Source organism: Deltaproteobacteria bacterium, from assembly GCA_016930875.1.
GTDB lineage: Bacteria > Desulfobacterota > Desulfobacteria > Desulfobacterales.
Map to the genome: position 1 here is coordinate 1 of JAFGFW010000122.1, position 25,876 is coordinate 25,876.

The 25,876-nt window shown below is 47.9% G+C and carries 25 protein-coding genes and 2 riboswitches; of the genes, 13 read left to right on the forward strand and 12 right to left on the reverse strand.

Annotated features, from left to right (window positions below):
* Positions 1-200 precede the first annotated feature (200 nt).
* The 6 genes from JW883_10905 (at position 201) to JW883_10930 (ending at position 6,840) form a co-directional block, all read left to right on the forward strand.
* A complete protein-coding gene (locus tag JW883_10905; GenBank protein ID MBN1842775.1) occupies positions 201-1,202 on the forward strand; it encodes a glycosyltransferase in 1,002 nt (333 codons plus the stop codon).
* A gap of 155 nt (positions 1,203-1,357) precedes the next feature.
* The gene (locus JW883_10910; protein MBN1842776.1) at positions 1,358-3,124 is read left to right on the forward strand and encodes an NAD(P)/FAD-dependent oxidoreductase; all 1,767 of its coding nucleotides are present in this window, start codon (positions 1,358-1,360) and stop codon (positions 3,122-3,124) included.
* A gap of 29 nt (positions 3,125-3,153) precedes the next feature.
* Positions 3,154-3,471, forward strand: coding sequence for a hypothetical protein (locus JW883_10915; protein MBN1842777.1), 318 nt, complete (start codon positions 3,154-3,156; stop codon positions 3,469-3,471).
* Positions 3,472-3,641: 170 nt separating this feature from the next.
* Positions 3,642-4,346, forward strand: a complete 705-nt coding sequence (locus tag JW883_10920) for a VTC domain-containing protein (GenBank protein MBN1842778.1) — start codon at positions 3,642-3,644, stop codon at positions 4,344-4,346.
* A gap of 28 nt (positions 4,347-4,374) precedes the next feature.
* Complete coding sequence (locus JW883_10925) at positions 4,375-5,085, forward strand: DUF4956 domain-containing protein (GenBank protein ID MBN1842779.1); 711 nt, start codon at positions 4,375-4,377, stop codon at positions 5,083-5,085.
* A gap of 21 nt (positions 5,086-5,106) precedes the next feature.
* On the forward strand, positions 5,107-6,840 hold the full coding sequence (locus JW883_10930; protein MBN1842780.1) for a CotH kinase family protein: 1,734 nt from the start codon (positions 5,107-5,109) through the stop codon (positions 6,838-6,840).
* A 1-nt stretch (position 6,841) separates the two neighbouring features.
* Here the strand turns inward: JW883_10930 and hemB are convergent, their stop codons facing one another.
* From hemB to JW883_10950, 4 genes are all read right to left on the reverse strand, one after another.
* Positions 6,842-7,825 carry a porphobilinogen synthase gene (hemB, locus tag JW883_10935; GenBank protein ID MBN1842781.1) on the reverse strand — a complete coding sequence of 328 codons (984 nt, stop codon included), beginning with the start codon at positions 7,823-7,825 and terminating at the stop codon, positions 6,842-6,844.
* Position 7,826: 1 nt separating this feature from the next.
* Positions 7,827-9,311 carry an acyl--CoA ligase gene (locus tag JW883_10940; GenBank protein ID MBN1842782.1) on the reverse strand — a complete coding sequence of 495 codons (1,485 nt, stop codon included), beginning with the start codon at positions 9,309-9,311 and terminating at the stop codon, positions 7,827-7,829.
* A 122-nt stretch (positions 9,312-9,433) separates the two neighbouring features.
* Positions 9,434-9,706: an acyl carrier protein gene (locus JW883_10945; protein MBN1842783.1), complete on the reverse strand. Its 273-nt coding sequence runs from the start codon at positions 9,704-9,706 to the stop codon at positions 9,434-9,436.
* Between the two features lie 50 nt (positions 9,707-9,756).
* Complete coding sequence (locus JW883_10950) at positions 9,757-10,599, reverse strand: lysophospholipid acyltransferase family protein (protein ID MBN1842784.1); 843 nt, start codon at positions 10,597-10,599, stop codon at positions 9,757-9,759.
* Positions 10,600-11,063: 464 nt separating this feature from the next.
* Here JW883_10950 and JW883_10955 point away from each other — a divergent pair, with 464 nt between their 5' ends.
* From JW883_10955 to JW883_10965, 3 genes are all read left to right on the forward strand, one after another.
* The gene (locus JW883_10955; protein MBN1842785.1) at positions 11,064-12,200 is read left to right on the forward strand and encodes a glycosyltransferase family 4 protein; all 1,137 of its coding nucleotides are present in this window, start codon (positions 11,064-11,066) and stop codon (positions 12,198-12,200) included.
* Between the two features lie 102 nt (positions 12,201-12,302).
* The gene (locus JW883_10960; GenBank protein MBN1842786.1) at positions 12,303-13,796 is read left to right on the forward strand and encodes a polysaccharide biosynthesis protein; all 1,494 of its coding nucleotides are present in this window, start codon (positions 12,303-12,305) and stop codon (positions 13,794-13,796) included.
* Positions 13,797-13,807: 11 nt separating this feature from the next.
* Positions 13,808-14,839 carry a glycosyltransferase gene (locus JW883_10965; protein ID MBN1842787.1) on the forward strand — a complete coding sequence of 344 codons (1,032 nt, stop codon included), beginning with the start codon at positions 13,808-13,810 and terminating at the stop codon, positions 14,837-14,839.
* Here the strand turns inward: JW883_10965 and JW883_10970 are convergent.
* From JW883_10970 to JW883_10990, 5 genes are all read right to left on the reverse strand, one after another.
* A complete protein-coding gene (locus tag JW883_10970) occupies positions 14,814-16,601 on the reverse strand; it encodes a tetratricopeptide repeat protein (GenBank protein MBN1842788.1) in 1,788 nt (595 codons plus the stop codon). The two genes, JW883_10965 and JW883_10970, sit on opposite strands and share 26 nt — an antisense overlap.
* A gap of 42 nt (positions 16,602-16,643) precedes the next feature.
* Positions 16,644-17,165: an OmpH family outer membrane protein gene (locus JW883_10975; protein ID MBN1842789.1), complete on the reverse strand. Its 522-nt coding sequence runs from the start codon at positions 17,163-17,165 to the stop codon at positions 16,644-16,646.
* 28 nt (positions 17,166-17,193) lie between these two features.
* Complete coding sequence (locus JW883_10980) at positions 17,194-17,544, reverse strand: Uma2 family endonuclease (GenBank protein MBN1842790.1); 351 nt, start codon at positions 17,542-17,544, stop codon at positions 17,194-17,196.
* Positions 17,545-17,579: 35 nt separating this feature from the next.
* Positions 17,580-18,926: a hypothetical protein gene (locus tag JW883_10985; GenBank protein MBN1842791.1), complete on the reverse strand. Its 1,347-nt coding sequence runs from the start codon at positions 18,924-18,926 to the stop codon at positions 17,580-17,582.
* A gap of 385 nt (positions 18,927-19,311) precedes the next feature.
* Positions 19,312-19,536 carry a type II toxin-antitoxin system VapB family antitoxin gene (locus JW883_10990; protein ID MBN1842792.1) on the reverse strand — a complete coding sequence of 75 codons (225 nt, stop codon included), beginning with the start codon at positions 19,534-19,536 and terminating at the stop codon, positions 19,312-19,314.
* 230 nt (positions 19,537-19,766) lie between these two features.
* Here JW883_10990 and JW883_10995 point away from each other — a divergent pair, with 230 nt between their 5' ends.
* On the forward strand, positions 19,767-20,045 hold the full coding sequence (locus JW883_10995; protein ID MBN1842793.1) for a BrnT family toxin: 279 nt from the start codon (positions 19,767-19,769) through the stop codon (positions 20,043-20,045).
* On the forward strand, positions 20,042-20,350 hold the full coding sequence (locus JW883_11000) for an antitoxin (protein MBN1842794.1): 309 nt from the start codon (positions 20,042-20,044) through the stop codon (positions 20,348-20,350). Before JW883_10995 ends, JW883_11000 begins: the two co-directional genes overlap by 4 nt.
* A 170-nt stretch (positions 20,351-20,520) precedes the next feature.
* Here the strand turns inward: JW883_11000 and JW883_11005 are convergent, their stop codons facing one another.
* Both JW883_11005 and JW883_11010 read right to left on the reverse strand, forming a co-directional pair.
* Complete coding sequence (locus JW883_11005) at positions 20,521-23,595, reverse strand: hypothetical protein (protein MBN1842795.1); 3,075 nt, start codon at positions 23,593-23,595, stop codon at positions 20,521-20,523.
* Positions 23,596-23,678: 83 nt separating this feature from the next.
* A riboswitch (cyclic di-GMP riboswitch) is annotated at positions 23,679-23,753 on the reverse strand.
* Positions 23,754-23,829: 76 nt separating this feature from the next.
* Positions 23,830-24,510, reverse strand: a complete 681-nt coding sequence (locus tag JW883_11010; GenBank protein ID MBN1842796.1) for a PEP-CTERM sorting domain-containing protein — start codon at positions 24,508-24,510, stop codon at positions 23,830-23,832.
* A 49-nt stretch (positions 24,511-24,559) separates the two neighbouring features.
* A riboswitch (cyclic di-GMP riboswitch) is annotated at positions 24,560-24,638 on the reverse strand.
* A 429-nt stretch (positions 24,639-25,067) separates the two neighbouring features.
* Between JW883_11010 and JW883_11015 the strand changes: the two genes are divergently transcribed.
* Both JW883_11015 and JW883_11020 read left to right on the forward strand, forming a co-directional pair.
* Positions 25,068-25,334, forward strand: coding sequence for a type II toxin-antitoxin system HicA family toxin (locus tag JW883_11015; protein MBN1842797.1), 267 nt, complete (start codon positions 25,068-25,070; stop codon positions 25,332-25,334).
* Between the two features lie 4 nt (positions 25,335-25,338).
* Complete coding sequence (locus tag JW883_11020; GenBank protein ID MBN1842798.1) at positions 25,339-25,659, forward strand: type II toxin-antitoxin system HicB family antitoxin; 321 nt, start codon at positions 25,339-25,341, stop codon at positions 25,657-25,659.
* Positions 25,660-25,668: 9 nt separating this feature from the next.
* Here the strand turns inward: JW883_11020 and JW883_11025 are convergent.
* Positions 25,669-25,876 (reverse strand): hypothetical protein (locus JW883_11025; GenBank protein MBN1842799.1); only part of this gene is annotated, 208 nt, incomplete at its 5' end.

Sequence of the window (25,876 nt, forward strand, 5' to 3'; positions counted from 1 at the left end):
CTGGCTTTACCCTCTAAGAAAAAAGTTCAAAGAATTGCTTTGCTCTTAACTCTCACTGACTGATGGGATTACCGAATATTTACTGAAAAAAATATCATAACTGATTGATTTCAGACCTTTTGTCGTTTTGACTTTGGCATTCCCTGTAATGACTAGGTTTATGGCCGACCCTATTTAGGTTGAGCCAATTCTGCTGATAAATGTCTTCCCTATTAAAGCCCAGTATTTCGATAGTAATTCCGGTCCACAACGGCGGAAGCAATTTTCGGAGGTGCCTGGAAAGCATTGCGGCAGCTTTGCCCCCTCCGCAGGAAACAATTGTTGTAGCCGATGGTGACACAGACGGTTCCTGGCATGTGGCAAAAGAATTCGGTGCGCTGGTCTTGAGAACACCAACTCCTGGTGGGCCTGCTAGAGCCCGCAACATGGGCGCCCATAGGGCTAAGAGTGATATCCTTTTTTTTGTGGATGCAGACGTAACAATCCCTCAGGACGCTGTGAGTCGAGTAGCCGCCGCCTTTCAGTATGACCCGGACTTGGCTGCTGTTTTTGGATCATATGACGAGGAACCGTTTCAGACCAATTTCTTGTCCCAGTACAAAAATTTGTTTCACCACTACGTTCATCAGACTGCGAGAGAAGAAGCATCCACCTTTTGGGGCGCTTGCGGGGGCATTCGCCGTGAGGTCTTCTTTGCCATGAGCGGTTTTGACGAATGGTACCGCCGTCCATCCATCGAAGACATCGAACTGGGCTCCAGACTCAAAAAGGCCGGTTACAAGATTCGCCTATTAAAGGGCCTTCAAGTCAAACATCTGAAGCGTTGGACCATTTCTTCTCTTTTGAAAGCAGATTTTTTCTGTCGTGCTCTGCCCTGGACCAGCCTGATCATAAAGGAGGGCCGATTCATTAACGACCTCAACCTAAAAATCTCCAACCGGCTCAGCGTTATATCTGTATATATGCTTCTTTTAACCTCCTGCGGGGCGCTATACATCCCATGGCTTTTTGCCGCCGTCGTTTTTTTTATTCTGATGCTCATTGCGCTCAACTTGAATCTTTATCGCTTTTTTCATCACAAACGCGGCCTAAAGTTTGCCATAAAAACAATTCCATGGCACTGGTTCTATTTTTTTTACAGCGGCATGGCTTTTGCTATTGGTTTTGGCAAGTACCGAATTATGAAGTCAGGGTCGTCATGACGCGGTGTCGTGGTACTTCCAACAATCGACCACGAACGATCAACCACTGACAACATCATCTCGAACGTACTAGGCGCGGACTGTGGCGACGACGGCTGAACCGACTTTTCCAACTGATCAACCTCCGTCAGAACAGCCGTCAATGGATAACACCCGTGAACAATAAACCTGTTGTCATACTCGGAGCCGGTCCCGCAGGCCTCAGTGCGGCATATGAACTCGTTCAACGGGGGACCCGTCCTATTCTCCTTGAGAAAGCTGACAAGGTAGGAGGGATTGCTCGCACGGAGACTCATAAAGGGTATCGCTTTGACATAGGAGGTCACCGCTTTTTCACCAAGATCGAAAGGATTAACCAACTTTGGCGAGACATGCTGGGCAAGGATTTCCTCAGGGTCAAACGCATGTCGCGCATCTATTATCAGGGCCGTTTCTTCGACTATCCACTTCAGTTCTCCAATGCTTTGTCCAACCTTGGCATTATTCAGAGTTTTCTGATTATGCTAAGCTATCTCAAGGCGCAAGCGTGGCCATACGCCGAAGAGAAGACCTTTGAACAATGGGTGTCTAATCGTTTCGGCCAACGCCTCTATAAGACATTTTTTCAAACATACACCGAGAAAGTCTGGGGCATGCCTTGCCACCACATCGGAGCTGAGTGGGCCGCACAGCGGATCAAAGGTTTGTCTTTAATCGTGGCTGTTTCCAATGCACTACTCGGTATCCAAACAGCCAAAAGCTTGATCACTCAATTCGATTATCCGTTGCAGGGCCCCGGAATGATGTGGCAGCGTTTTCAACAAGCGATTGAGGCTCAGGGTGGTGACGTTCGGCTCAATTGTAAAGCAATTAACTTGAGGCGAAAAAATGGGTCCATAATAAGTGTCATTTGCGTGGAAGGACGCAAATCGGTGGAAATCCCCGTGGGACATCTCATCTCCAGCATACCCATAACCAGGCTCACTACCTTACTCGACCCGAAAATCCCGAACGAAGTATCTGGCGCTTCCGGCAACCTCTCTTATCGTGCCTTTATCATTGTCATGCTTATTGTTAACAAGAAGGAGCTATTCCCGGATCAGTGGATATATGTCCACAGTCCGGAGGCCACTGTGGGCCGGATTCAAAACTTCAAAAACTGGAGTGCGGCCATGGTTCCCGATTCCCAGAAGACGAGCGTGGGCATGGAATACTTCTGTAACGAGGGCGATCAGATCTGGACCATGTCAGACTCCGAGTTGACAGATATGGCATCTCAGGAATTGTCTCAACTGGGCCTGGCCGAAATTGATGATGTCATTGACAGCTATGTAGTGCGTCAGCCCAAGGCCTACCCAATTTACGACCACGAATATAGCAAACACCTTAAGGTGATCCGGGGTTTTCTCGGGACCATCGACAATCTCCAGACCATAGGGCGTAACGGAATGCACCGGTATAATAACATGGACCACTCCATGCTCACGGGCATCCTTGCAGCAGAAAATGTTCAAAGTGCAAATCACAACCTGTGGGAAGTGAACGAAGAGGAAGGATATCTTGAAGAAGATAAGGCAGCCGATGTGGGACAACTTGTCCGCGAAAGCGTTCTCACCCAAACATTTGCCAGAATGGACAAACTGGCCTTTGCCTCTGCGGTGGGGTCTGTTTCAGGACTGCTTCTTTTCTTGGCCACCATCTGGTTGGTTGTGAAGGGCGGCGATGTTATTGGGCCAAACCTCCAGCTTCTTTCCCAGTATTTTGTGGGCTACACTGTGACGGTGAAGGGGTCCTTTATTGCTTTTGGCTACAGTTTTGTCTGGGGCTTTCTTTTCGGTTGGCTTTTTGCGTATTTAAGAAACCTTTTTCTTGGCCTGTTCATCTATTGGGCAAAGAAGAAAGCGGAGTTATTGTCACTCAAGGATTTCTTTGATCACCTGTAATCCTTTTTTCGAAATGAGGGTAAAGTATCATGAAATCAAACAACGAGAGCAACAAAGCCGAACAGGAGAAGCTGTTCACTGGGACTCTTTGGTTGAATACAAAGGCCCTCGGACTTGTTCTGGGTCTTCTTTTTGGCTTCGCCACATTCATCGCAACAAACTGGCTTGTCATAAAGGATGGCGACGCGGTTGGGCCCCACTTAAGCCTCCTCGGCCAGTATTTCATTGGATATACCGTCTCATTCTCAGGAAGCTTCATCGGATTTGCTTACAGTTTTGCCTTGGGGACCCTGAGCGGGGCATTGGTCGGATGGATCTACAACAAAATTGTGGCGTTTAGGAAATGAGACATCGAAACAGCAAAAGTATACGTTCTCTCCGAAATCAAGCTGGGATGGATGGCACGAAAAAAAAAGAAGGAAACGACAAAATACTATTGGGAAGGTCGGCTAGATTTTAACATAGCGTGGAAAGACTATTCCTGGAAAACTTATGAGAAACACTCAGGCCGAACAAAATGAATGAGGAACAAGGCCAGCCAATCAGTGGACACGAAATAAAATTTGCCCTGAATAACAGCTCTGCGCATATCATGGTCCATTGGCTCCAACTGCGCTGTCATCCGGACCCTCAATTTCCAGCTGGCATTGTCTCAAGCATATACTATGACACAAAGGGCTGGCGCTTCCTTAGGGAAAAGGTAAATAGCGACTACCGAAAGACCAAGATCAGGCTGAGATGGTACTCAGATTTTCACAATAGGCAGCCAGATGATAAATCATACGTTGAAGCGAAGTTCAAGACCGGTGCGAGAAGGAAAAAGATCAGGGTGAAGACTGATTTTTCCGGGAAATGGCTCTCGTCTGTCAGCCTGGACGATCAGAGGCTCTTGAAAATTCCATACCTGTTGCGGTGCGAGGGTGTCATTATCCCCGAACAGGTTTTCCCTGCCTTTGGAATAACTTACAAGCGCCGAAGATTCGTGGAGCCGACGACCGGGGCACGGCTGTGCATTGACTACGATATCAGCTCACCAAGTGTCAACTCACAAATGCTACCGCGAGGCAACCCGTTTCCTCTGAAAAGCGCCGTGTTCGAAGTGAAAGGAAACATCAGCGAACTCCCCACGGTGTTGTACCAAATGGCGGCCATGGGATGCTCAAAACAATCCTTTTCCAAGTATAGTAATTGTTACAGACACAATACGGGGGCCGCGTTCTGAAAATCGGCTTTAAAAGGAACTATTGCAAATGGAACCAGATTGGGAAAAATGGATCACGACGCTGGGCGGCTTCGGCAGTCAAAAAATGGAAGATATTGGTTTGTTGGCCTTTTTTGCGGTCATGATCATATCATTACTGTCTTCGCTATTTGTCGCTTTTCTCTACAACAGATTTTACAGCAGTCGCGCCACAGGAAGCCAGGTCCATCGAGCCTTTCCGTTGCTTGGAATATCTGTTACGGCCATCTTTATCTGCATTCAGTTTTCATTACCTCTATCTCTGGGTTTGCTTGGCGCCCTATCAATTGTGCGTTTCCGTACACCCATCAAAGAGCCGGAAGAGATCGGTTTCATAATGTTGGTCATCGCCTCATCCCTTTGCTGTGCGACTTTCAACATGTTTTTTCTCGGCATCATCTTGACCGTGGCTGTGTTGGCTCTCCTTGTCTTGAAATCCAGCACGCGACTGATTAAGGGACGTTTGAATGATGGGATGTTAATCATCACGTTACCGGCAAAGGAAGCCCGGATCAAAAAGCAGAAAATACTTGACTTCCTCGAGCAAAAGCTTCCTAAAGGAAGAGTTGACAGCATTACGGAAAACGACGATGAATCGATCATATCATATAGTTTCATCAAGCTGGGAAAGAACACAATGTTGGAATTGCAGAGTGAACTCAACAAGCTTGCCAGTAAGGCAAAGTCCAACCTCTTCTTCAATCGTTCCGGCCAATTGTGATAAAGGAATTACTGGCAATCCATGCGGGAAACAACGCTCATACTTCTCGGTCTTCTTTTTCTTGTAATCGGAGGCTTTGCTCTGGAGCGCTCTGAGTGGTTCACAGCGTTGAAACAGGCCGTGCATGCCCGAGCTGTACCAACGGGTCTGTTAAACTATGGTCCCATGGGCAAGGTCATTAAACAATTAGCGCTGGTGAAGGCTGTTTCGAACGATTACTCTCGATTTCCCGCCTCAAAAGAGATTCAATATGACATAGAGACGACCATCTTTCAAAAAAAACGACATGTGGGAGAACTATTGTACGAAGTGAATCCGGGAGGAGAGAATGCCTTTCCCAGCAGTGTCGTAATCCACGAAGAAGACTTCAAACCCGGCTGGCCTCTCATATCAGTCGTAGTAGACGAGAATGCCCTTTACGACCCTGTCAGGGGAATTGTCAGTCACAAAATGGCTAGGGGCCGCCAATGGGAGCGACTGGCCTACGTTTCTTACTATGAAGACGGAAAGCTTATGTTTGCCACAAATGCGGGGTTGCGCCTCCACGGAGGACGGGAACGCGGACAGTTGGGAGCACAGAACAGTTACCGCCTGTATTTCCGTAAAGATTACGGGGAAAATCAGTTCAGGCCCGGCATCCTCTTCGGCCCGGACACAGAGCCACTAAAGCGACTCGTGATACATGCCGACCGTGCAGTCCCTTTCATCACCGGCCTTGCATTTGACATAGCTCGACAGATTGGCGCTGTCGTTCCGGAAATCAAACCAGTCATATTCTTCCTCAATGGAAAGTCCAATGGGGTTTTTTTCCTCTCTGAACACGTGGGCAAGAAGCAGTGGGAGTCACACTTTGGACATAACAATTTTGCCTTCTACCGTCACAAGAGTACATCGGACAAGGATAGCCTCGAACTCTACGAAAAACTGAAACGCTGGGCAACAGACCTCGAAGTTAGAATGACAATGAAAGAGGTTGATACGCATGTCGACCTAGACAACTTGTGTCGACACTTGTTTTCCTTTATGTTCTGCGGCACGACTGACTGGAGACAGGGTGTGGCCGCCCTCGACAAAAGCAAGCCCCATCCAAAATGGTTCTGGATTAACTGGGACATGGATCAAAGCTTCCTCAACTACTCATTGTACACTAGAAACAAAATCTATTGGGAACAAGAAGCCGTGGAAGTCATCACAACCTCCAGGCTGTTGTTTTGGCCAGGCGCCAAACCCAGGACGATCAATAAACGGGATACCCGGTCGGTATTGTTTATGCGTTTATGCGTTGAAAGCCCGGAGTTTCGACAGTATTTTGTGCGATTGGTCATGGATTTACTGAATCATCGGATCAGTGCTGATTTTCTCAAGTCCAGGATTGACTATTATGAGCAACTTGCACGGTCTTATGACGAGTCAGACAGGCCACTGAAGGCAGTTGAAATGCTTCGAGACTTTGTTGAACACCGGCCTGATTTCATGAGGAGACAGATGCAGCAATACTTCGGCACGGGCAAGGCATTTCTTGCCGAGGTGGCGGGACCTGCTGAAATTAAGTATGAAATAGATGGCTATCCCGAAAAAGGCGGCTACCGGGGTCACTATTATAAGGGCGAGCAAATTAATGTTGAAATTTTAAGTTCCCACAAAAAGAGCTTTTCTCATTGGCTTGTCAATGGCAAACAACTGACAAGCAGTCGCCTGCTATATCCGGTCCAGTCAGAGACGGTCGTAAAGCCGGTTCTAAAAAAACATTCGTGACCTATTGCTCACCAAGAAGTCTTGCCGCCTCTTTTGCAAAATAGGTAATAACCATATCCGCACCGGCCCTTTTAATACACGTCAGCGTCTCCAACATGGCATCTTCAGCATCAATCAGATTCTTTTCGCTAGCAGCAAGGATCATAGTGTATTCCCCGGAAACGTTGTAGGCGGCAACGGGAATAGTGAATTCTCGTTTGACACTACATATGATATCTAAACAGGTAAGAGCAGGCTTAACAATAACGATGTCTGCACCTTCTTCGATATCGAATCCCACCTCGCGGAGAGCCTCAACGCCGTTAGCAACGTCTATTTGGTGTGTGGAATGCTTGCCGATTTTGGGCTTGGATTTGGTGCCTTCCTTGAATGGCCCGTAAAACTTAGATGCGAATTTTGCGGAATACGGCATAGTAAGGGTTTGATGATAGTTGGAGTCATCCAAAGCAGTTCGAATAGCCTGAACCACACCGTCCATCATTCCTGAAGGTGCTAGAACGTCCGAACCCGCTTCCGCCAGTGACAAAGCTGTCTTCTCAATGATCTCTAACGTCAGATCATTATCAATTTGATCACCTCTTATAACGCCACAATGCCCGTCAATGGTATATTCACATAAACAGACGTCAGTAATTACCGTTAATTGAGGCAGAGCACTCTTAAGCTTTCGAACAGCCTTTTGTGTTGCTCCCTCCGGAGAATATGCCATCGAAGCATTTTTGTCCTTCTCTCTTTCTGATGGCAGACCGAATAGAAGTACGGCAGGGATTCCTAATCTGCTTACTTCCTTAGCCTCCTCGATCAGATAATCTCCAGACAAGAAATAACATCCCGGTATTTCTGACATTGGTGATTTTATGTTATCCTCACCGACAACGAACAAAGGATAGATCAGGTCATCCACCGAGAGCCTTGTCTCTCTGACCATTCTTCGTAACGTTTCCTTGTACCTTAGTCTTCTCAGTCTGTGGACCGGAAAAGCCATCCTACGCCTCCTCGTTCACGGGAAAAACTTTCCCCATAATATCTCTACGAATCTCTTCTTTGAACTCCACAATTCGCGGAATCTTATAATCGGCCAGTTTGTCCTTGCAATAGCTGATCACCTCGCTAACCCCGCAGTCAGGTTGAGCAATAACTATTGCCTTAATGATCTCCATCCCTCTTCTGTTTTCTACGCCAAAAACGAAAGCCTCTCTCACTTTGTGAAATGATACCAAAACATTTTCGATCTCAACAGGATCCACCTTCACACCTGCCGCATTTATCACCCTTTTTTTTCTGCCTGAAATGTACAGCCTTCCATCACCCGCCAGCATTCCGAGATCTCCGGTTCTGAAGTAGCCGTTGTGAAAAGCTTCTTCGTTCAGCTCTGATTCTTGTACATACCCCTTCGTGAGGGCGGGACTTCTTACCATGATTTCACCTGATTCCGTTGAAGGGAGTTCCTCACCTGTCTCCGACACTATTTTTACTTCCACATTCTTCAAAGGTTTGCCCAGAAAATGGACATCTTCCCCCAAGTCTTCCAGCTGGATACTAATCGTTCCGGCCTCAGAAGAACCGTATAATTGGCGTATTTTCATGCGAAATTTTTTCATAAAAGTGTTTTGCAGCCCCTCGGGCATGGGGGCACCTGTGGAAAGGCAAAACCTCACGGATGGAAGATGACAACCCTCATCTACAGCCTCAGACAACACACTGAAAACAAAGGGTGAACCAAACACTATCGTAACTTTCTCTTGGCGAATAAGATGAATCATCTTTCTTGCGGAAAATTGTCTCATAACGACCGCGGTTGCTCCCCTTGTGATAGGGAGAAACATACAATTCGCAAAACCATTCGCATGATAGAATGGTACGACACTCAGGAATCTGTCTTGATCTGTTACGCGGAGGGCCCCGGCGACATGTCCTGCGTTGTTAATCAGATTAGCCTGGGACCTGGACACTACTTTGGGCCTACCCGTAGATCCTGAAGTGGTGAGCCAAAGAACCTCTGAGTCTGGATCCGCCCTCTTGAACTGATCTCGCTCCCCTTCCGTCTTTAAAAAGTCTCCTTTATCCCTTCCACATCCCTCGAGTCTGTCGATCACAACTAGCCTTTCTTTTTCTATTTGACTCCGTATGCAACCCCATCGAAAAGCCAGATCGCTAGTTGTAATCACCGCGGAAATGCCATACTTATCCAAGAAGTACCGAAGTTCTATTTCCTTCAAATGGGTATTCAAAGGAATGGAAATGGCGCCAATCTGAACATTGGCAAAAAACGAAAAAACGAATTCAGCGCTATTGGGCAAAAAAAGGGCTATTTTTTCGCCCTCACGTATTCCCAGAGTGGTGGCTAAATGCCGAGCCAGATTCTCCTTTGACATGTTTAATTGAAGATACGTGTAGCTCCTTTGGCCGTCCACGACCGCCACGTGTTCAGGTCTCTCATGAGCTAACTGCCTGACAATATCTTCTATCAATCTACGCTACTCCCCACTCCCCATGTGTGCACTATCAAGGCGCGCTACGTCGCATTTCAATCTTGTGGTCGTCTTGCCCTTTGAAAAAGCCTTGAGCCATGTAGGCCTTGCAGAAGCATGGTTCACCGAGAGGATGCCTTGGAAATGCGCCCATCTATGTATGTCGAGAGCCTATCTAGGTCCGCAAGAACTTCCAGTTCCAGAAATTCGGATTCAATGGTAATATCGAACGCCTTTTCGAGTCCTACAACAAACTCGATGGCAGCCACGGAGTCAAAACCAAGGAGTTGATCCAGACTAGCACTTTCCTCAATCTCATCACCCGTCAGGTTGAGCTCTAACGTATCTACTAAAACACCCTTGATTTTCTGTCTAATATCGTCCCCTGAATTCATGTTTCTGAAACAATCCTCAAAATATAGGACTCTGGTTTGCGAACCTATTCCTACAGCCTAACCCAAAACTCCCATTGATCCGGGTGCTGCAATATCTGCGTCTCCAAGATTTCGACTAGCCGCCCGAGATTCGCAACCAAAAAGCTCTCTTCGTCTTTCATCTCTCTCATTGAGAAGGGTTCTTCAAAAATGATGGTGAAAGCTGCGCTATTGCCAATACATGCCATAGGAACAACGGGGCACCCGGCTACCTTCGCAAGCCTTAGAAAACCTGCTGGAAACCGGCATTTCCTCCCCAAGAAAGGGTACTCAATAGTCTTGTAGGAAAACGAGGGGGTATCGATGTGAATATTAACCAATCCGTTTTCCCGTAAGCGTTTAAAAATTTTTAAATTAAACCCTTTATCTTGGATGAAGACCTCGTCTTTTATCAGCGGCTTCAAAAAGTCCACATACCGCCGTTTCAAGAATCTCGCGCCTATTCTGCCAATGCAAGGATCATCGGGAACCCGGTTCCGAACACTCATCACGGGAAGGCCGATTTCACGGAGAAAACGTTTGGCTACTCTGCTGCAAAAACAATGCCCATCAACCAACATTGCCCCTTTTTTCGCGGACAGTGCCGCTTGAAGGTTTTCAAGGCCTATTATCCGGGAGTTTTCCAATAGGTCCTTCCTTTCGAGCCGGTTGAGAATAATATCATCTATAGCTCGACAAACATGATTACGAAGGAACCGCTTGGACGTTTTCTTAATCTCCTCACTTGTTCTCTTGTCTTGAAAAGCCAACCTCAGTGCTGCATGCAGGGAGGGAATTTTGGGAATACACAGTGCCTGGTAGAGGCAAGCCAGTGGTATGCCAAACAAGCGAATCAGCTTGACTGGAAAAAACATGGAAAGCCACCTAAAAGGAAAAAGATAAAACAGGAATAGAAGATCTTTAGAGGTAAAAAGGGGCGTAATAGGATGAACACCCGGCGTTTGCAGGCTTTGTCCAACGGTTCCTATTGACTTCTTGTCAGTCGTCTGCTCCAGGATTCCCTCCTCTACACCCCCAAAAAGCCAATCTCGCAACGCTTCTATGCTGGACTTTGGAGCCCCTCCCACTTTTGCGAGTATTCACTGTGTAGTTCATCTGTCTTCAACATGTCAACTCCATCTGTATGGAACATCTTCGGCTTTCACCGGGTTAATCAATGACTACCGGTAGAACCTGCGGCACAACTCCAGAGAAATTTCCCCAATCCGACGCTCGATCTTGTCATAAGGAACTTTTTTGTGATATTTTAATAAAATAATCATATGGTACTTGCATTCCCACTTTACATGTGCTTGAGTTTTTCAATCTTCAAATGACAATGTCGAATGTGATTTCTAAACAGCCCTTGCCATATTCTCATAAGCAGATCCTTAGAATCGGTATTGACGGCCGTAGCCTGCAAGGCAACCGCAGGGGTGACGGACGTTATATTTTTGAACTTTGTCAACAGCTGGACGAACGCCTGCCTAATGCCCGGTTTTTTGTTTACAGTTCCATTCCAGTGGACATGCCTGTTTTTTCCAATCGTTGGATCCTGAGGGCCGATCGCTCAATATTGTCAAGACTTCCTCGTCTCCTGTGGCTGAAGCTTCGTGGATCATATCTTTGCAGGAAAGACCATTTGGATATTTTCTGGGGGACAAACATATTCTTGCCTTACCTGCCTGGCACGGTAAGAAAGGCGGTTACCGTATATGACCTGAGTCTTCGAGTCGCACCTGAAACCATCGTGACGACCCATCTATGGCTGGGTCGTTTTTTTTTCCTCAGAGATGTCCGTAAGGCGGATATCGTCCTTACTGTTTCAGAGGGGACTTCGTGGCGACTTTCTGATCTTGTTGGATACCAACCAACTGCCATTTCCCCCGCAGTCGGCAAGAGTTTCAGACATCAGACTAAAGGTAAAATCGAAGCCTGTCTTGCGATCTACGGCATTTCTTATCCCTACATACTCAATGTAGCTGTGTGGGAACCGAGAAAGAATCTTGAACTGCTGGTCAAAACATTCATCATTATGAAAAGGGAAGGGTTGCTATCTGGCCATAAATTGGTTTTAGTCGGCAAGAAAGGCTGGAGATGCGAACGTATTGCGACAATGGTCGCAAGTGATAGCGGGAAAAACGTTGTTTCTCTCGGTTATGTTCCGGACGATCATCTGCCGCCTCTTTACGCGGGGGCAGACGTATTTGTTTTCCCATCCACTTATGAGGGTTTTGGAATGCCCGTCCTTGAGGCAAGGGCGTGCGGAGCTCGAGTTGTCGCTTCTGACATACCCGAACTGCGTGAGGCAGGAGGAGAGGACGCCGTCTACGTCAAACCCACTGAAGAAGGTATCCGTAACGGGCTCCTCACCGCACTAAAGCAAGCCCCACGAAATCCAGGCCAATTGGCCCTTCCAACATGGCAACAAAGCGGTATGATCCTTGCTAATGCCTTGTGCGGAAAAGAAGAGTGAATTCGTTCTTTCGTTGATGGAAATTCCAGGATCCTTGCTTATGAAGGCCGTCGTAGTCCATCACTGCAACTATCGAAAAAGTTCGAAAAGTGTAGTTCAGCCATGGGTAAATCTGTAGATTTGCCACAAACCAAAATCGTCTCCCTCTCGGTACCCGTGGGGGCCCATATCAACCACCTTGCGGTCGGCACCGCGCAAGGCTTTGTTGCCTCGGCCATATGCCTGCCCACAGGCATTCTGACGGCTGCCTTTCTCACCCGCCAACTCGGCCCCGTGGACTATGGTCTCCTAACCGTTGCCGCTACCATCGTTGTCTGGATTGAAACCACTATAACCATGGGCTTCAGCCGGACTGTTGTCAAATTCGTGGCCGAGACTGCGGGCTGGCAGTCAGCATCCACAAGGTTTCTGCAAGCCCAGCTTTTGGTCAGTCTCTTAGCAACCGTGCTTCTGGCAGTTGCTGCGCCAATCCTGGCTTCATGGTTGAGAGCATCTGAAATGTCCACCTATCTGAGGATCTATGCCTTGGGCATTCCCATCACTGCTCTGGGTGCAATTCATCAGTCGATCCTCATAGGCCGCGGACACTTCGGTCGCCGCGCCGTACTACCGGCTGCATACTGGCTGAGCCGAATGGTACTGGTCTTTTTGTTTGTTGGCCTGCGTCCGTCTGTCACTAATGCCATTCTGGCAAACATAGGTGCTGCTGTTGTTGTCCTGACCTGCGCACGCCGCTTTGTCAGTCCGGCCTTGCTGAAACATTCTGATTTTCCTTTTCGCAATCTATGGGACTATGCATGGCCTCTTTTTTTCTACACTGTGGGCATTAATCTGTTCAATGCTTTTGATATGCTTTTTGTAAAGGCCGTAGGTGGCATCCCCCAGGCAGCGGGGTTTTATGGAGCAGCAAAAAATCTTACTATTGTGCCGGCTCTGTTCGCCACATCATTCTCACCACTTCTGCTTGCAAAACTTGCCTATTTAAAGGCGGAAGACAACGGAGACGCTGCTCAAATCATGACCAGGCACACGATGCGTCTGGTGCTTTGCCTCTTGCCCTTCGCAGGGATGGCGGCTGGTGCGGCGCCAGAGGTGGTTACGGCAATCTACGGCGGGCCCTTCCTGCCTGCCGCCACGTTGCTGGCCTTTCTCATCTTCGCCGCCTTGGGACTAGCTATGATCACTGTAACTACTTCAACGCTAATCGCGGCGGGTCGGCCTGGCTTACCTGTCATGCTGACAGGACCATTCGTGGCAGTGGCGCCATTAGCACATTTCGTGCTCGTACCCCGGTTTGGTCCCATCGGAGCGGCCGCAACCACCACAGGTCTGGCATGGCTTGGGGCCGGCGCATGTATGCTGGCAGTTTGCAGGATATGGCATGTCGCGCCGTCTGCAGCAACATTGCTTCGCAGTCTCGTGGTCTGTGCAATGGCCTATACCCTTGCTGTCCTGTGGCCTTCCCCCGGAGTTCTTCTCCTTTTGAAGCTACCGGCGATCGGACTTGTCATTGTGATCGCTTTTCTGTTGCTGGGCGAGTTCAACACCAAGGAAATCGCCTTCACGCACTCAATGTTCCACCATGGACGGGGCTAGGATCAAACAAGATGGACCCAGCTGTTTCAGTTATCGTCTGCACCTTCAACCGAGCCCGAAGCATTAAGTCCACCATCAGGAGTCTACTGGCACAGGCTCTCTCCGATTCATACGAGATCATTGTTGTGGATAACGGCCCGACAAATGACACCTTTTCTGTCGTAAAAGGATTTCAACAGAAGGCCCGCACTCCTCTCTTGTATGTGCATGAGACCGAACAGGGCCTCTCGAGAGCGCGCAACCGCGGCCTTCGCTCAGCCAGAGGTGACATAGTGGCCTTCATCGATGACGATGCCCGGGCGGATCCGGCCTGGTTGGCGACGCTTACGGCAACTTTCCGCTCATCGGAAAATGTTGCTGCGGTGGGCGGCCGTATCAAACCGGCAAGGTTGGAAAAGCTGCCGTCATGGCTTCCAAGACGTCTCATTTCACACCTCAGCCTTCTTGACTATGGGAAAGACGTCATCAACCTCAGGTATCCGAACTATCCTTTTGGTACAAATATGGCCTTTCGACGTTCCGTTTTTGAAGAAGTCGGCTTGTTTGACCCATCGCTCGGTCGATCCGGAACCACGTCTTTTCAAACCGGCGAAGAAACCGATCTCTTCTCGCGCATTGAACTCGCCGGAAAGTCAGTTTACTACAACCCATCTGCGGTTGTTTACCACATTATCCATCCCCAAAGACTACGTCCGGTCTGGTTTTATCATCAGACCTACTGGATCGGCTTTTCTTCCGGCGTAATAGAAAAGAGATACAAGCCCGCCATATATGTCAAGTTGAACGTGCTGCTATCCGCGGTAATTATTGGGGCAGGTTGTTCGTGTTGGGGACTAACTCGACTCCTGAATCATCAAGTTCTGGACGTGTTTGCAAGGTGCGCAATACACAATCGTTGCGGTTACATCCGAGGAGTCTTGGATGAGTGGCTTCAAGATCACTCGGCAAGACGCGTCACGGAGCCCCGTAGACCGGCGAGGCAACAGATCTTGTGCCGGATTGCGGATCCGAATAAGATCAATAGAGGTCATAAAATGAATTAATATATCGCAGCTTTTCGTGTTCTTCCAAGGCCCGTTTTTTGTCTATCTTTTCGTATACCTTGACCAGTTTCATTCTCACCTGTCTTTGGCCGGAATTAATTGCCAGTGATTTTTCATAGGCCTCTAGCGCCCTTCTTACCTTCTTCTGACGAAGCATGATATCGCCTAACAGGTCGTACTTTTGAGCGGCAGCAAAAGAGTCCTCAGAAATTCTGTCGAGATAATAGACTGCCTTCCGGATATCTCCTTTGCCGTAATACTTGCCTGCAAGAGAAAGATTGGCAAAAGGCGAATAGTGTCCATCCGCCCGGGAAGACATCTCCCAGTATGTTATGGCTTCGTCTTTGCGCCCCATTGAATTGAGAATAATAGCATGGGTATTCTGATAGGCGGTCATATCACCTGAGCTGCGATCAGGAAGGAATTCTATGACAAAAAAGGCTGCGGCAATGCCGAGAAATACGCCAAGCCTCTTAAGGTCCCTTTTCTTAACATAACCAATGAGATCGTTTATTCCAATCACCGCGAAGGGGATCAAGATAATCAGCATTGGCAATCGAACCCGAACATTGGTAAAAAAAAGGACAAGGGTTGAAACGTAGACAAGGAATATTGCGCTTAGGGCTAGTAGTCTTCTGGAAACAAACATATTTAAGGCCATTCCGGCCATGCCAAAAGGGATAATCAACCATATGCCAGGGAACGGAATCTTGAAGAACGGCACAAACTGACTCATAAACCCTATGTGATAATGATCCCCCCTTTCAAGCCACGAGAAAAAGGCCAAGGCCTTTTTGCACTTCCTCCATACAAAGGCAACGGGTTGCTCCAAGATCGTCTTGATCACTTCACCCGTCCAGTAAGCCGAAGCTTCCCGAGAAGTTAATCTTTTCCCCACTCTCCTGCTCGCCTCGATGGTAAACTGTATGCCCTGCTCAAAGGGCGACGTTGTTGCAAAAGGGAGGGGATATGAATACTTAAGGTTGTTGCACATGAAAAGATTGAAACCGGACTGAGAGACCGTTGCCGAAGTCTCCCCAGCAACTATATAGTTCCTTATCATGAAAGGAGAGTTGGCTATGAACAAACCAATGCCATACAATACCAGCGTAGCCGCAAGTATCTTGAGGGAAAATTTGTCTTTGTAGTAGTTCCACGCAATGAGCAATGGAACAAGGGGAATGAGAACAACACAGTTCGGCCGGACATTTTGAACAAGGCCCAGGGCGATTCCGAGAACAACTGCCTTTATCATTGAGGGTCTGTTCAGGATTGCCACCAAAAAATAGACCATGGATGCAAACAGAAATACGGACAGCGATGTCTTCAAAGGCACGATACTGTAAAAAATAAACGGTTTGTAAAGACATGCGACCAGGCAGGCAAAGAGGCCGATTGTCCTGTTTGCCATCTCCTTGCCGATGAGGTAAACGAGATAACAGGTCAGTACGCCAAAAAAAATATTTGCGATTCTGATGTATAAGACATCCGGTGAAAATACCCTATAGATAAGCGCCATGAGATAGGCAGGGAGGGGGGCCATTTCGTAGACAGAGGAGGATTGAAAAGTGCCGTCGGCAATTTTTTCCGCCCAGGTATGATAGACCCTTTCATCCCACAAGAGGAAATCGAAATATATGCTCTCTTTTAGAGATAGAAGGGCTGTAATTCTTAGGGCGAGGGCGAGAAAAACCGTAGCTGATAGGAACAGATAGAAATATTTGTCAAGCAGGGAACCAGACGTCTCAGTAATTTTGGACATAGCACGAGCATTTCGTCCCTTTTTCTGCACTTACAGCATTTCTCATTTCTTTTTCGCATCATACATCTTGATTATCTCATCCGTAACATCCATTTCCTCATCAAAAAAGACTATCGATGTTTTTTCCAGAATAAGCTCATATTTCTTTTTCTTGCAGAACTCTTTGGCAATTTCCCTGATCTCTTCGAAATGGTTTCGTCTCAGTTCGGCATCCTTTTTCCTTAACTCCTCCTCCATGCTCCTCCCAAGACGCCTTATCTCCTTGATCGCTTGGTCAAGCTCATCTTTCTTTTCTTTCATGGCCGAAGAGGATGTGTCACTCTCACCTTCTTTTAACTCCTTTTCCATTTTCTGGACTTCGTCCTGTCTGGACTTAAGCACTGCCCTTTTGGCCTCCACGTCCATGAGAAACATGCCTCTTGCATCCTTGGCCGCCTTGGACTCCTGCATGATTTTTTGCACGTCAATCACGCCGATCTTCAAACGCCCCGCATGAGCCGGCTCCACCGCCATGAAAACAATAGCTACAAACAGCAAAACACCAACCAAGCAAAATCTCTTCATACTAACCTTCCTTTCTGATTCAATCATGTCAGTTGATCGTTGTTAGTGAAGTCCGTTCAATGACCAGATCCGGCGCACCCCGGATATTGGCTTCTGTGATCTTGTCTTTGTCGCACACAACAAAAATATCCGGCTGGACTACATCAGATTCTGAAAGGACGACATCAGTGGGAGCAATGCCAACAAAACATTCTGCTTTCTTCTCAGGATGAGTAGAAAGCAGAATGTTCGGATTGTTAGCAATTCTTTGATGTGTAACGGAAGGAGCAGGAGTCATACAATAGGCCTGACCGTCAATCAATTCCCACCGCTCATCATCCGGCCAGGTCAAGTAATCAGCATAAGTAAACTTCTTTCCGGTTTTCTTGGCTAAGGGCATGATTTCTTCATATAAAATCGCAAAGCGATTTTATATTAGTACTTAAACGCGACCCCCACGGAAAAATTGTTCGCTGAGTAATTATACCGATAGGTTCTTTCATCCTCGGTGTTGGACCGCTGCTCGATGTACTCAAATTGACCTATCAGGCTCCAGTTTTCGGTAAGTTCATACTTCAAACGAAGAGTCGTCTCCTCCCTGGTCTCCTCATGGGCCTCGGCTTTGTAGTCACCGTCGCTGGACTCGGCCTTCCTTTCATCGTATTCAGTTTCCTGGTAGGCAAAAGAGATTGTTGACGTCAGAGGAAACAGGGGAAAGGTATAAGAGATGCTGGGGCGAATTCGGTAAGAATCGTAATCATAATAGTCACTGGTGAACTTCTTGGCATCAACCCCTGCGCTGGTTCCAGGGCGGTACTCATCCCAATAGTTCTGGTTGCTGTCGTACATGCTGCCGTTCAGGTCAAGCCCCAGGTTCAATCCACCACCGACGTCCATCATGTAGTCGAAATTGAGATCCAGACTGTGAAGGTCGTCCTCTTGATCTTCACCGGTCAGCACACCCTGCGAACCCACTACCTTCTTATCGTCAAGCATCTTGTGGAGCAGGGAATATTCTACCTCCCACGAAAAACCCACCGGCTTGATCCACGTATATCCTACCTTGCCAATAATGCCATCGTAATCCTTCTCATCTTTTTCCACATTTTTGTTGTCAACCAGATCGAGGCCGGTCAAGGAGAGAAGTGAGGCGTAATTATCATACTCACGGTGATAATACTGGGCGCCCACGCTCAGCGTACCAGGGTCGTCGTAAACTCCCCTCATGTCAAAATCGAGTCCTGCGCCCAAATCCTCATAGTTGTACAGGCCATCGCTCCAACCTGCCCCCGAAGCGTCTTTGTTGTATGTAGCGGTGTAAAACACAGACGGCGTCAGCGAGTACTGGGTCCTGTCACCGAAGTCGAACCGAACCATGGGTGTAATGCTGTGTGACTGAAATTCGGTGCGCTCCCTCGATCCGATGTCGCCTGCATCAGAATAGAACTCCCTCCTCTCGTAGTACTGCCCGTCATACATGAGGATGAAAAAGGTTCTGTCGTTGAACCGGTAAACGGGCGCAAAAAGGCCGCTAAGATTCGCGCCATCAGTGCTGGCGGAGCCACTCACGTCGGACCTTGTGAAAAGGGCCTGAAAGTCTGCGATGAACATCCAGCGATCCTCGACTTCTTCCACCTCTCCCGGTGGCAATTCCTCGGTCAAAACCTCTTTTGGTGTCTCCTCCTCAGCAGCCAGAACGGGTCGTGCCATAAAGCACAGGAAGAAAATCACCGGAACAATAGCCAACAGCGAAGACAATTTGTAGAACTTGCGTAGTTTCATCTCCTCCTCCTTACATGGTGAATAGTTGACTGGTAAACTGGTTGAGTGGGCAGACTTTTTCATATAGTAGCGGCGCAGCCGCTCTATGTTAAATCGTGCATCGATTTAGTATGTAAGGCAAAATCCATGGTGTGTCAACAAAATTCTTTACAAGAGTAGCCTATTAGATACTTGAATACACAGTGCATTCGCGACAGAACAAAAGATGAATCAGACAGGATTTGCCGGATGATCAAGATGGCCTATGGTTCGAACACTTTCAACCCTGGAACCGAACGAAAATGTTCATCCAGGGTAAAGAGAAAAACCTTGTGATGCAGGCATACCTGGGCAATTATGACATCCATTGGCGGAATGGTAATGCCCTTGCTGCGCAGTGAGGCATCTAATTCACCGGCAGCTGAGCACGCATCATATCCGCTTTATTGCTTTCCTTAATGGCCTTTTCATCGACATCAACTGTTCCGAGAAGACCTGCAAGTTTTTTCAGCTTTGCCCTCCTGATCTGTTCCTTAACCGCTAATGCCACTGCAGCGGTCTTGGTTTTTGCATGGGAAAATTTCACCAATTCCCTGACCAGGTTTTCATCCAGGGTAACCGTCGTTCTCATGACAACCTCCATCACAAGTTTTATTGCACATTTTGTGTTAATTTCGACCACAAGTCAAGGTAAACGAGGCTTGCTTGATAATGTACGCTACCGTACATTATTCTGTAGATCATTTGCATAAGCTTTTGCCTTTTGCTGTTGGCAGCAGGTGAGCTTTAGTGTTCGGCTTCAAGCCCATCCCAATCCTGTTGACATAGGGCACACATTGTGCTTTAATTCAAATTGTGAAAATGGATTATTACAGATGGAACCATGAAAAGAATCTAAAGCTTAAGGCTGAACGTGGTATCAGCTTCGAGCAAGTTGCCATGCACATTGAACGGGGTGATGTTCTTGATGTGGTTCAACATACCAATCAAAAGAGATACCCGAACCAACAGATCCTTGTTGTTGAAATAGATAACTACGCATATCTTCTTCCATTTGTTGAAGATGATAAAGGTAAATTCTTAAAGACAATAATTCCGAGCCGTAAAGCGACTCGTGATTATTTGGGAGGGAACAAATGAACAAAATCAATCTTAATAAAGAAGAGCAGGAAATACTCGATTCCTTTGAACGAGGAGAATGGAAGTCAGTTCCAAATGTTAGAGCGGAGATTGAAAAGCACCGCAAGTATGCCAGAAAAACACTAAAGAAAGATAAACGGGTCAATATCAGAATACCTTCTAAGGTGTTGGAGGAGCTTCAGGCAATTGCGATTGAAGATGGCATACCTTATCAAACGCTCATGTCTAGCATTCTACATCGTTATGTTACGGGCCGTCTTGTTGATAGAATTAGGCCGAACAAGTCATTTGAGTCTGACGGTTAAATATCGCTGCGATTCGAAAGGCATTCCTTTTCTATCCGCGCCTGCCCTGTGAAATGCGAGGTATATTTCACCAGAGCGCCTCAGCGGCTAATTCAAAAAGAAAGGGCATAGCCATTTCTGGCTATGCCCTTATTTCTAGATTCCTTAAAGATCTATGTCTTCATCTGAGATTACTCCGGCATCTGAGCTTCACCTTTCCACATCATCCTGGACATGGGAATGTAGATCACGTCGATGGGCTGGGAGAAGTACTCCGTCTGGTAGCCGTTATCGATATTGATTTCAAGGTTGTTGGCCCCTACATAAGGCGACCCATAAGCCAGGTTGACCCTAAGGGCATCCCACATGTCATTGATTTGACCTTGGCCTGCATAATAGGGATATGCTGCCTCGGTATCAAGGCCCCTGAGTCCGTCTTCAGCCACATAGAAACTCACATTGATTGTGGCTGGATCGTCATCGCCAACGGCGGGTTCAAACACATAGCTGAACCCATTAGAGTTAGTATTGATGCTGTACTGGTTCGCACCAGGAGTTTTGTCCGTGTACGTAAACGAGGACGCGTCGTTGATCGTCAGTTGATCGCTGAGGATCTCGTGGTAGTAGAAATTCTCACCCTCTCCAGCTTCTCTTTTACCAAACGTTCTTGTCTCCTGCAATGATTCGTCCACGGGATTTGTGAAATTCACATTCATATCAAGAAGATCAGGATGACCGTCTTCGGGAAAGGTGGTATAAACAAACCTCATGCCTTCCCGATCAAACGTGCCGAGCCAACTATTCCACGGAAGCTGAGTTAGGTCGCCATCATAACTGTCTCCAAAGTTCGTCGTAAAGACCATGCTGGACATTTGCGACTCTTTTCTCAGGCACGCGTTGACCACCTGGACACTGGTATTGTCGGCAGATCGCAGCACGTACTGCTGTGACCTCACCCAGTTTCCATTGTGGTCTTTGGTGACCCGGCCGGACTGGGCGTCTGCGGTCCGGACAAACCAGGCGTCCCGGGCCCGGATGCCGGCAGTCGACTGGGCATCCCTCACAGAGTTCTCCACGGCCCTCATGGACTGTAAATCAAGAATCTTCCGGTTGACAATGTCCTCTTCAACCTGCACGGCATAGGCGAGGAAACCGCTGCTGTTTATCCTGTCCAGGGTGTCATCATTGGTGAAAGTACGAAGTCCCTGGTTCCAGCCTCCGTAGCCGCCATAGCCGGCACCCACGGTCTGCAGGCCGTACCGGTATATGTCTCCAAAGGCCTCAATATAGTCTTCATAGGAATTAATATCTAGTAAGCATAATCCTGCTGGGCTCCACTGCAAGGGCCAGTCCTCTATCCCCGGATAATCGGGATCTGGAAAAGTATTCCCAAGCGCTTGATCAATAGGATCCTCCGAGTCTTGGAGGTTCCCAATATGACAACTATCTGCGCAACCCGGCTTGAACGCGCCGTTCTTTACCAGTTCCGTATACTCTACATGGGTATAGCCGTCCCCGTCCACGAACGCCTTGTCCAGGGACTTGGGATGGACGGCCCAGTAGTCGTCAATGTCTTCCAGGAGCGTGGGATCCTCGATCACATTGGCCATGGCCTCATCCAGGCTGTCAATGTCCACAATCATGTCATGACCCCCGGTGGTAACAGTATACTTGTGTGGGGTTTCCTCCCTGCGGAAGTTCTCGGCCACATACCCCCCGTAGCCGTTATTGGCTCCCTCGTCATAGCGCAAATCCGCGACCATCTGGTAATCTCTGAAAAAAATGAATCTGTCTGCAAGGTCAAAGTCGTCGCCGCTGCTACGGGAAGCGAAATCGTCTCCCATGGAAAAGTGGCCAAAGGTCTCCATAATGGGCAGCCAGCAGAGATTCCCGTTTTCATCATAGATGTCATCAAGCGGCCGCCCGTACTGCTCAGACAGGTCCACGTAACACTTGTCCATATAGTAGTCACTTCGTGGCTGTCCGGGACCGGGATGGTTGTCCCCGCCTAGGTAGCTGTATGACTCGCGCACTGTCTCGTATTCTTCACCGACGAACATCCAATCCCAATAGTCATAATATTGGGGATAGTAGTAGTGGTGCCATTCATAGTATTCTTTGCCCTGCTCGGCGAAATCATATTGCTCAAGACCTCCTGGATGAAGACCTACAATCACACCCGTATCATATCCCGCCAAGGCCCAGAACGCGAAACCCATGTCGCGACTGTAATCGAACATGATGGTGTTGTCGTCGTACAGGGTGGTCGAAAAACTGGGCTCAGGTGCGCCGTTGCCGTTTGCAAAATCGCCGTTCTTATCCTCTAAGGGAAAAGTCCATGTGTACCTGTAAAACCGATCTGGCTCTATGACAACATCAGGCGCCGGCAAAACGTCTTCTGCGATAAGTTCACTTCCCGATGCTGAGTATTCCCACCACCCTTCCTCGTAAGTGCCAGACTCGCCGCCATATCCGCCATATCCGCCTACGGCATAGGGGGCTATTACAGGTGGTATCACAACGCTGCCACTTTCTTCACATAACCACTCTTCCCAGTACCCGCCATAGCCGTTCTGTGCAGCAACGGGTTCGGCGCCTCCGTATCCCGATGCCAGGAGCTTCCGATGTTCCCGCTCGGAAACTTGAATCTCCTCATCGGAAAGATACAGGATCCCGTTGGTGGACCTGTCAGCCGCCCTAGTAGTTATTTCGTCCCGATCGTACTCCTTGCCGTAGTAAATCCAACCCTCTTCTTCTTCCTCATCTGGAGGATCAGGATCCCATGGTTCATAGTCGCCCTCTCGGGCACCTGGAACAATCTCGCTCTCGTATGGCTCCTCATAGGCTTCTGCTATGTCGCAGCGTTCATCTGTGTAGTCGGCATACAGTGGATCCCCCGTCAGAACTCCAATAAACGCCGTCAAAACGACAACATTTTCCGGACTGGGACTGGCGCCCAGGGCCGCCTCCGAAGCCCTCAACACGATGTTGTTTGTTGCTGCCGTGGGATCGTCTACTATCTCGGTCTCGACAAACCCCTTCTCATCAGCCTCAATTTGTCCCATCAGGGTCGGCTTAAAATCATTTGGCACTAACAAGTTGTGGACATCTTCCAGATACCCACTGATACAGTCCACTTTCTTCTCGACAGTATCAATACTGATATATCGCAGGTCTGCCGCAAAAACGGCCGACCAGCCGATCAGACTGACGCCCAGAAACAGGGCCAAGAGAACCAGTGGCACTCCAAATCTCTTTCTCATCATTTATCCTCCTTTTTGCGATTCGTTAGCTTGTTGTTAATTATCTTTCAAACCCATTTTCGTAAAAAAAGCCGAGTCACCTTATTTTCGGCAACCCGGCTGTCTCAGTAAGACCCGTGGCTTTCCGTGTCCCGATCACTCGGGATTTGGCTTTATCCGCTCTAAATGCTCCTATACTAAACAAATCCAAAAGTAAAGCCCGTTCCTCCTGTAAATTAAAGGAAGTCAATTCATCTCCTAGCTAAACACCCTCCGCAGTCCCACAAGACCGATCACACCGGAACCAAGGAGAAGCAGGGCCGAGGGTACTGGAATGGGGGTGCAATCAATTCTCAGGTTTGAACTCTCAATTTCGCACTCCCAATCCCAAGCACCACGTGGTTGCCCGTCACCTTCTACCAACACTCGTACAAACAGGGGTGAACTGGGGTCCAGGTCGAAACCCACCAATTCTGAGGACATCTTAGACCAGGAACTTTCGCTATGGGCAGCGTCACTTGCGTCCGTCAAATCAGGCCCTGTGAAGATCGTCTGGTCTCCAAAATCCTCCAGATAGCCCATAAAGAACTTGTTGGAGGTCTCATCCCACGTGCCCTGATAAATCCAGACTTCATCATCTTCGCGTTCATAACTTGTGGGGGTAGTCCACCCATAACCATCCACATCATCAGCGAAGATTGTCAGATTCAAAGTAAAACCGTATTCACACCCTGGGCAGCCGTCTTCACCCTCGCATCCTTGCCAGTCAAGAGGATGCGACCATTCAATCCATCTATCGTTACCTTGAGCACCTGGTCCTACGTAGAAGTCAACTGACGGTTCCAATGGCACAGAGTGATCGACATACTGCGCACCGGCCCCACCTGTTACCCCGATAATCAATAGAATGGAACTTAAGAACACCACGAATCTTTTCATATCTATATCCTCCTTGCCTACAAAAATGAAAAAGCCGAGTTACCCTCCTCCAGGCAACCCGGCTATCCGCTTCCGTCGGACCCGTGGCTTTCCGTCTCCCGATTACTCGGGATTTGGCTTTATCCGGATAAAATCGCTCCCGCGATTTTATACAATCACGTTACCCTTCTTTTAGCACTTTACATGCCAAACCATGCAAAACAAGATAACCAGTTGATATAGGGAGCTTTTTGGGGATTGTTCGTTCTGTCAGTCTGAAAATATAGGCCAAATTGAGAATATTTTTTCCACTTTCGTTGAGACTTTTTTTTCCAATTGTGCGAGTTTTTTTCCAACAATGGCAAGGGAACAGGAACTTGCTCTTATTACTTCAATTCATAAGGAAATGTCAAGAAAGAATAAAAAAATCAATGAAATCACTGCTTGATTTCATTCATGTTTTTATGCAACGCGGCTTCGCCGCTTGTTAGCCAGTATCCATCCATAAACGGATCTTAAGACACAATGGCTCAGTTACAACTCTTGCCATCCTCCCTGTAGTGTCGTATAATGACATCATGAAGCTCAGCGGAAGACACAAAAAGACACTCCGCAAGATCTTTGAAGATCCTGTCCGTTCTGATGTAGCTTGGCCTGACATTGAAAGCCTCCTAAAGACTCTCGGAGCCGAGTTGACTGAAGGCCGCGGGTCCCGAGTGCGAATCTACCTTAACGGTGTACGAGCTGTATTGCATCGACCACATCCTCACCAAGAAACTGACAAGGGGGCGCTGAAATCAATGCGGCGTTTTCTGTCCGAGGCAGGTATTCAAGAAGGAGAATAAAGCAATGTTACGATACAAAGGATACATAGGACATGTTGATTTCGATGATGATGCTGGCATTTTCCATGGCGAGGTAATCGATACTCGAGACGTTATCACCTTTCAAGGCAAGAGCGTAAAGCAACTAGAGGCTGCCTTTCGAGATTCGATTGAAGACTACTTGGAATTTTGCCGGGATCGAGGTGAAAAACCTGAGAAACCATTTTCGGGACGAATCATGCTGCGACTTCCTCCCCAGCTACACCGACAGCTTTACATTGAGGGCAAAAAGAAGGGCAAGAGCCTTAATCAGCTCATTGTCGAGAAAGTTTCAGCGGGGGTATAGACGTATTTCTCAGGTAGTGTCCATCCAGAAATCCCTCTTTATGTCATTTCGACCCCTTCGCTTCCGTTCACAGGTTACATTTACGCCGTATGGAATTGTTTTGAAAGATGAACGTCGAACATCGAACATTGAACGTCCAACGTCGAATGAAAAACGAATATCCAATACCGATTCAGCCGTCGTAGCTAAAGCTACTATGGCGAAGTCGGCACATTCA

Bases quoted from the DNA above. Each gene is read 5' to 3' on its own strand.
- JW883_10905 (MBN1842775.1), top strand. From the start codon at position 201: ATGTCTTCCCTATTAAAGCCCAGTATTTCGATAGTAATTCCGGTCCAC.
- JW883_10915 (MBN1842777.1), top strand. From the start codon at position 3,154: ATGAAATCAAACAACGAGAGCAACAAAGCCGAACAGGAGAAGCTGTTC.
- JW883_10920 (MBN1842778.1), top strand. From the start codon at position 3,642: ATGAATGAGGAACAAGGCCAGCCAATCAGTGGACACGAAATAAAATTT.
- JW883_10925 (MBN1842779.1), top strand. From the start codon at position 4,375: ATGGAACCAGATTGGGAAAAATGGATCACGACGCTGGGCGGCTTCGGC.
- JW883_10930 (MBN1842780.1), top strand. From the start codon at position 5,107: ATGCGGGAAACAACGCTCATACTTCTCGGTCTTCTTTTTCTTGTAATC.
- hemB (MBN1842781.1), bottom strand. From the start codon at position 7,825: ATGGCTTTTCCGGTCCACAGACTGAGAAGACTAAGGTACAAGGAAACG.
- JW883_10945 (MBN1842783.1), bottom strand. From the start codon at position 9,706: ATGAATTCAGGGGACGATATTAGACAGAAAATCAAGGGTGTTTTAGTA.
- JW883_10950 (MBN1842784.1), bottom strand. From the start codon at position 10,599: ATGTTTTTTCCAGTCAAGCTGATTCGCTTGTTTGGCATACCACTGGCT.
- JW883_10955 (MBN1842785.1), top strand. From the start codon at position 11,064: ATGTCGAATGTGATTTCTAAACAGCCCTTGCCATATTCTCATAAGCAG.
- JW883_10960 (MBN1842786.1), top strand. From the start codon at position 12,303: ATGGGTAAATCTGTAGATTTGCCACAAACCAAAATCGTCTCCCTCTCG.
- JW883_10965 (MBN1842787.1), top strand. From the start codon at position 13,808: ATGGACCCAGCTGTTTCAGTTATCGTCTGCACCTTCAACCGAGCCCGA.
- JW883_10970 (MBN1842788.1), bottom strand. From the start codon at position 16,601: ATGTCCAAAATTACTGAGACGTCTGGTTCCCTGCTTGACAAATATTTC.
- JW883_10975 (MBN1842789.1), bottom strand. From the start codon at position 17,165: ATGAAGAGATTTTGCTTGGTTGGTGTTTTGCTGTTTGTAGCTATTGTT.
- JW883_10980 (MBN1842790.1), bottom strand. From the start codon at position 17,544: ATGCCCTTAGCCAAGAAAACCGGAAAGAAGTTTACTTATGCTGATTAC.
- JW883_10985 (MBN1842791.1), bottom strand. From the start codon at position 18,926: ATGAAACTACGCAAGTTCTACAAATTGTCTTCGCTGTTGGCTATTGTT.
- JW883_10990 (MBN1842792.1), bottom strand. From the start codon at position 19,536: ATGAGAACGACGGTTACCCTGGATGAAAACCTGGTCAGGGAATTGGTG.
- JW883_10995 (MBN1842793.1), top strand. From the start codon at position 19,767: ATGGATTATTACAGATGGAACCATGAAAAGAATCTAAAGCTTAAGGCT.
- JW883_11000 (MBN1842794.1), top strand. From the start codon at position 20,042: ATGAACAAAATCAATCTTAATAAAGAAGAGCAGGAAATACTCGATTCC.
- JW883_11005 (MBN1842795.1), bottom strand. From the start codon at position 23,595: ATGATGAGAAAGAGATTTGGAGTGCCACTGGTTCTCTTGGCCCTGTTT.
- JW883_11010 (MBN1842796.1), bottom strand. From the start codon at position 24,510: ATGAAAAGATTCGTGGTGTTCTTAAGTTCCATTCTATTGATTATCGGG.
- JW883_11015 (MBN1842797.1), top strand. From the start codon at position 25,068: ATGAAGCTCAGCGGAAGACACAAAAAGACACTCCGCAAGATCTTTGAA.
- JW883_11020 (MBN1842798.1), top strand. From the start codon at position 25,339: ATGTTACGATACAAAGGATACATAGGACATGTTGATTTCGATGATGAT.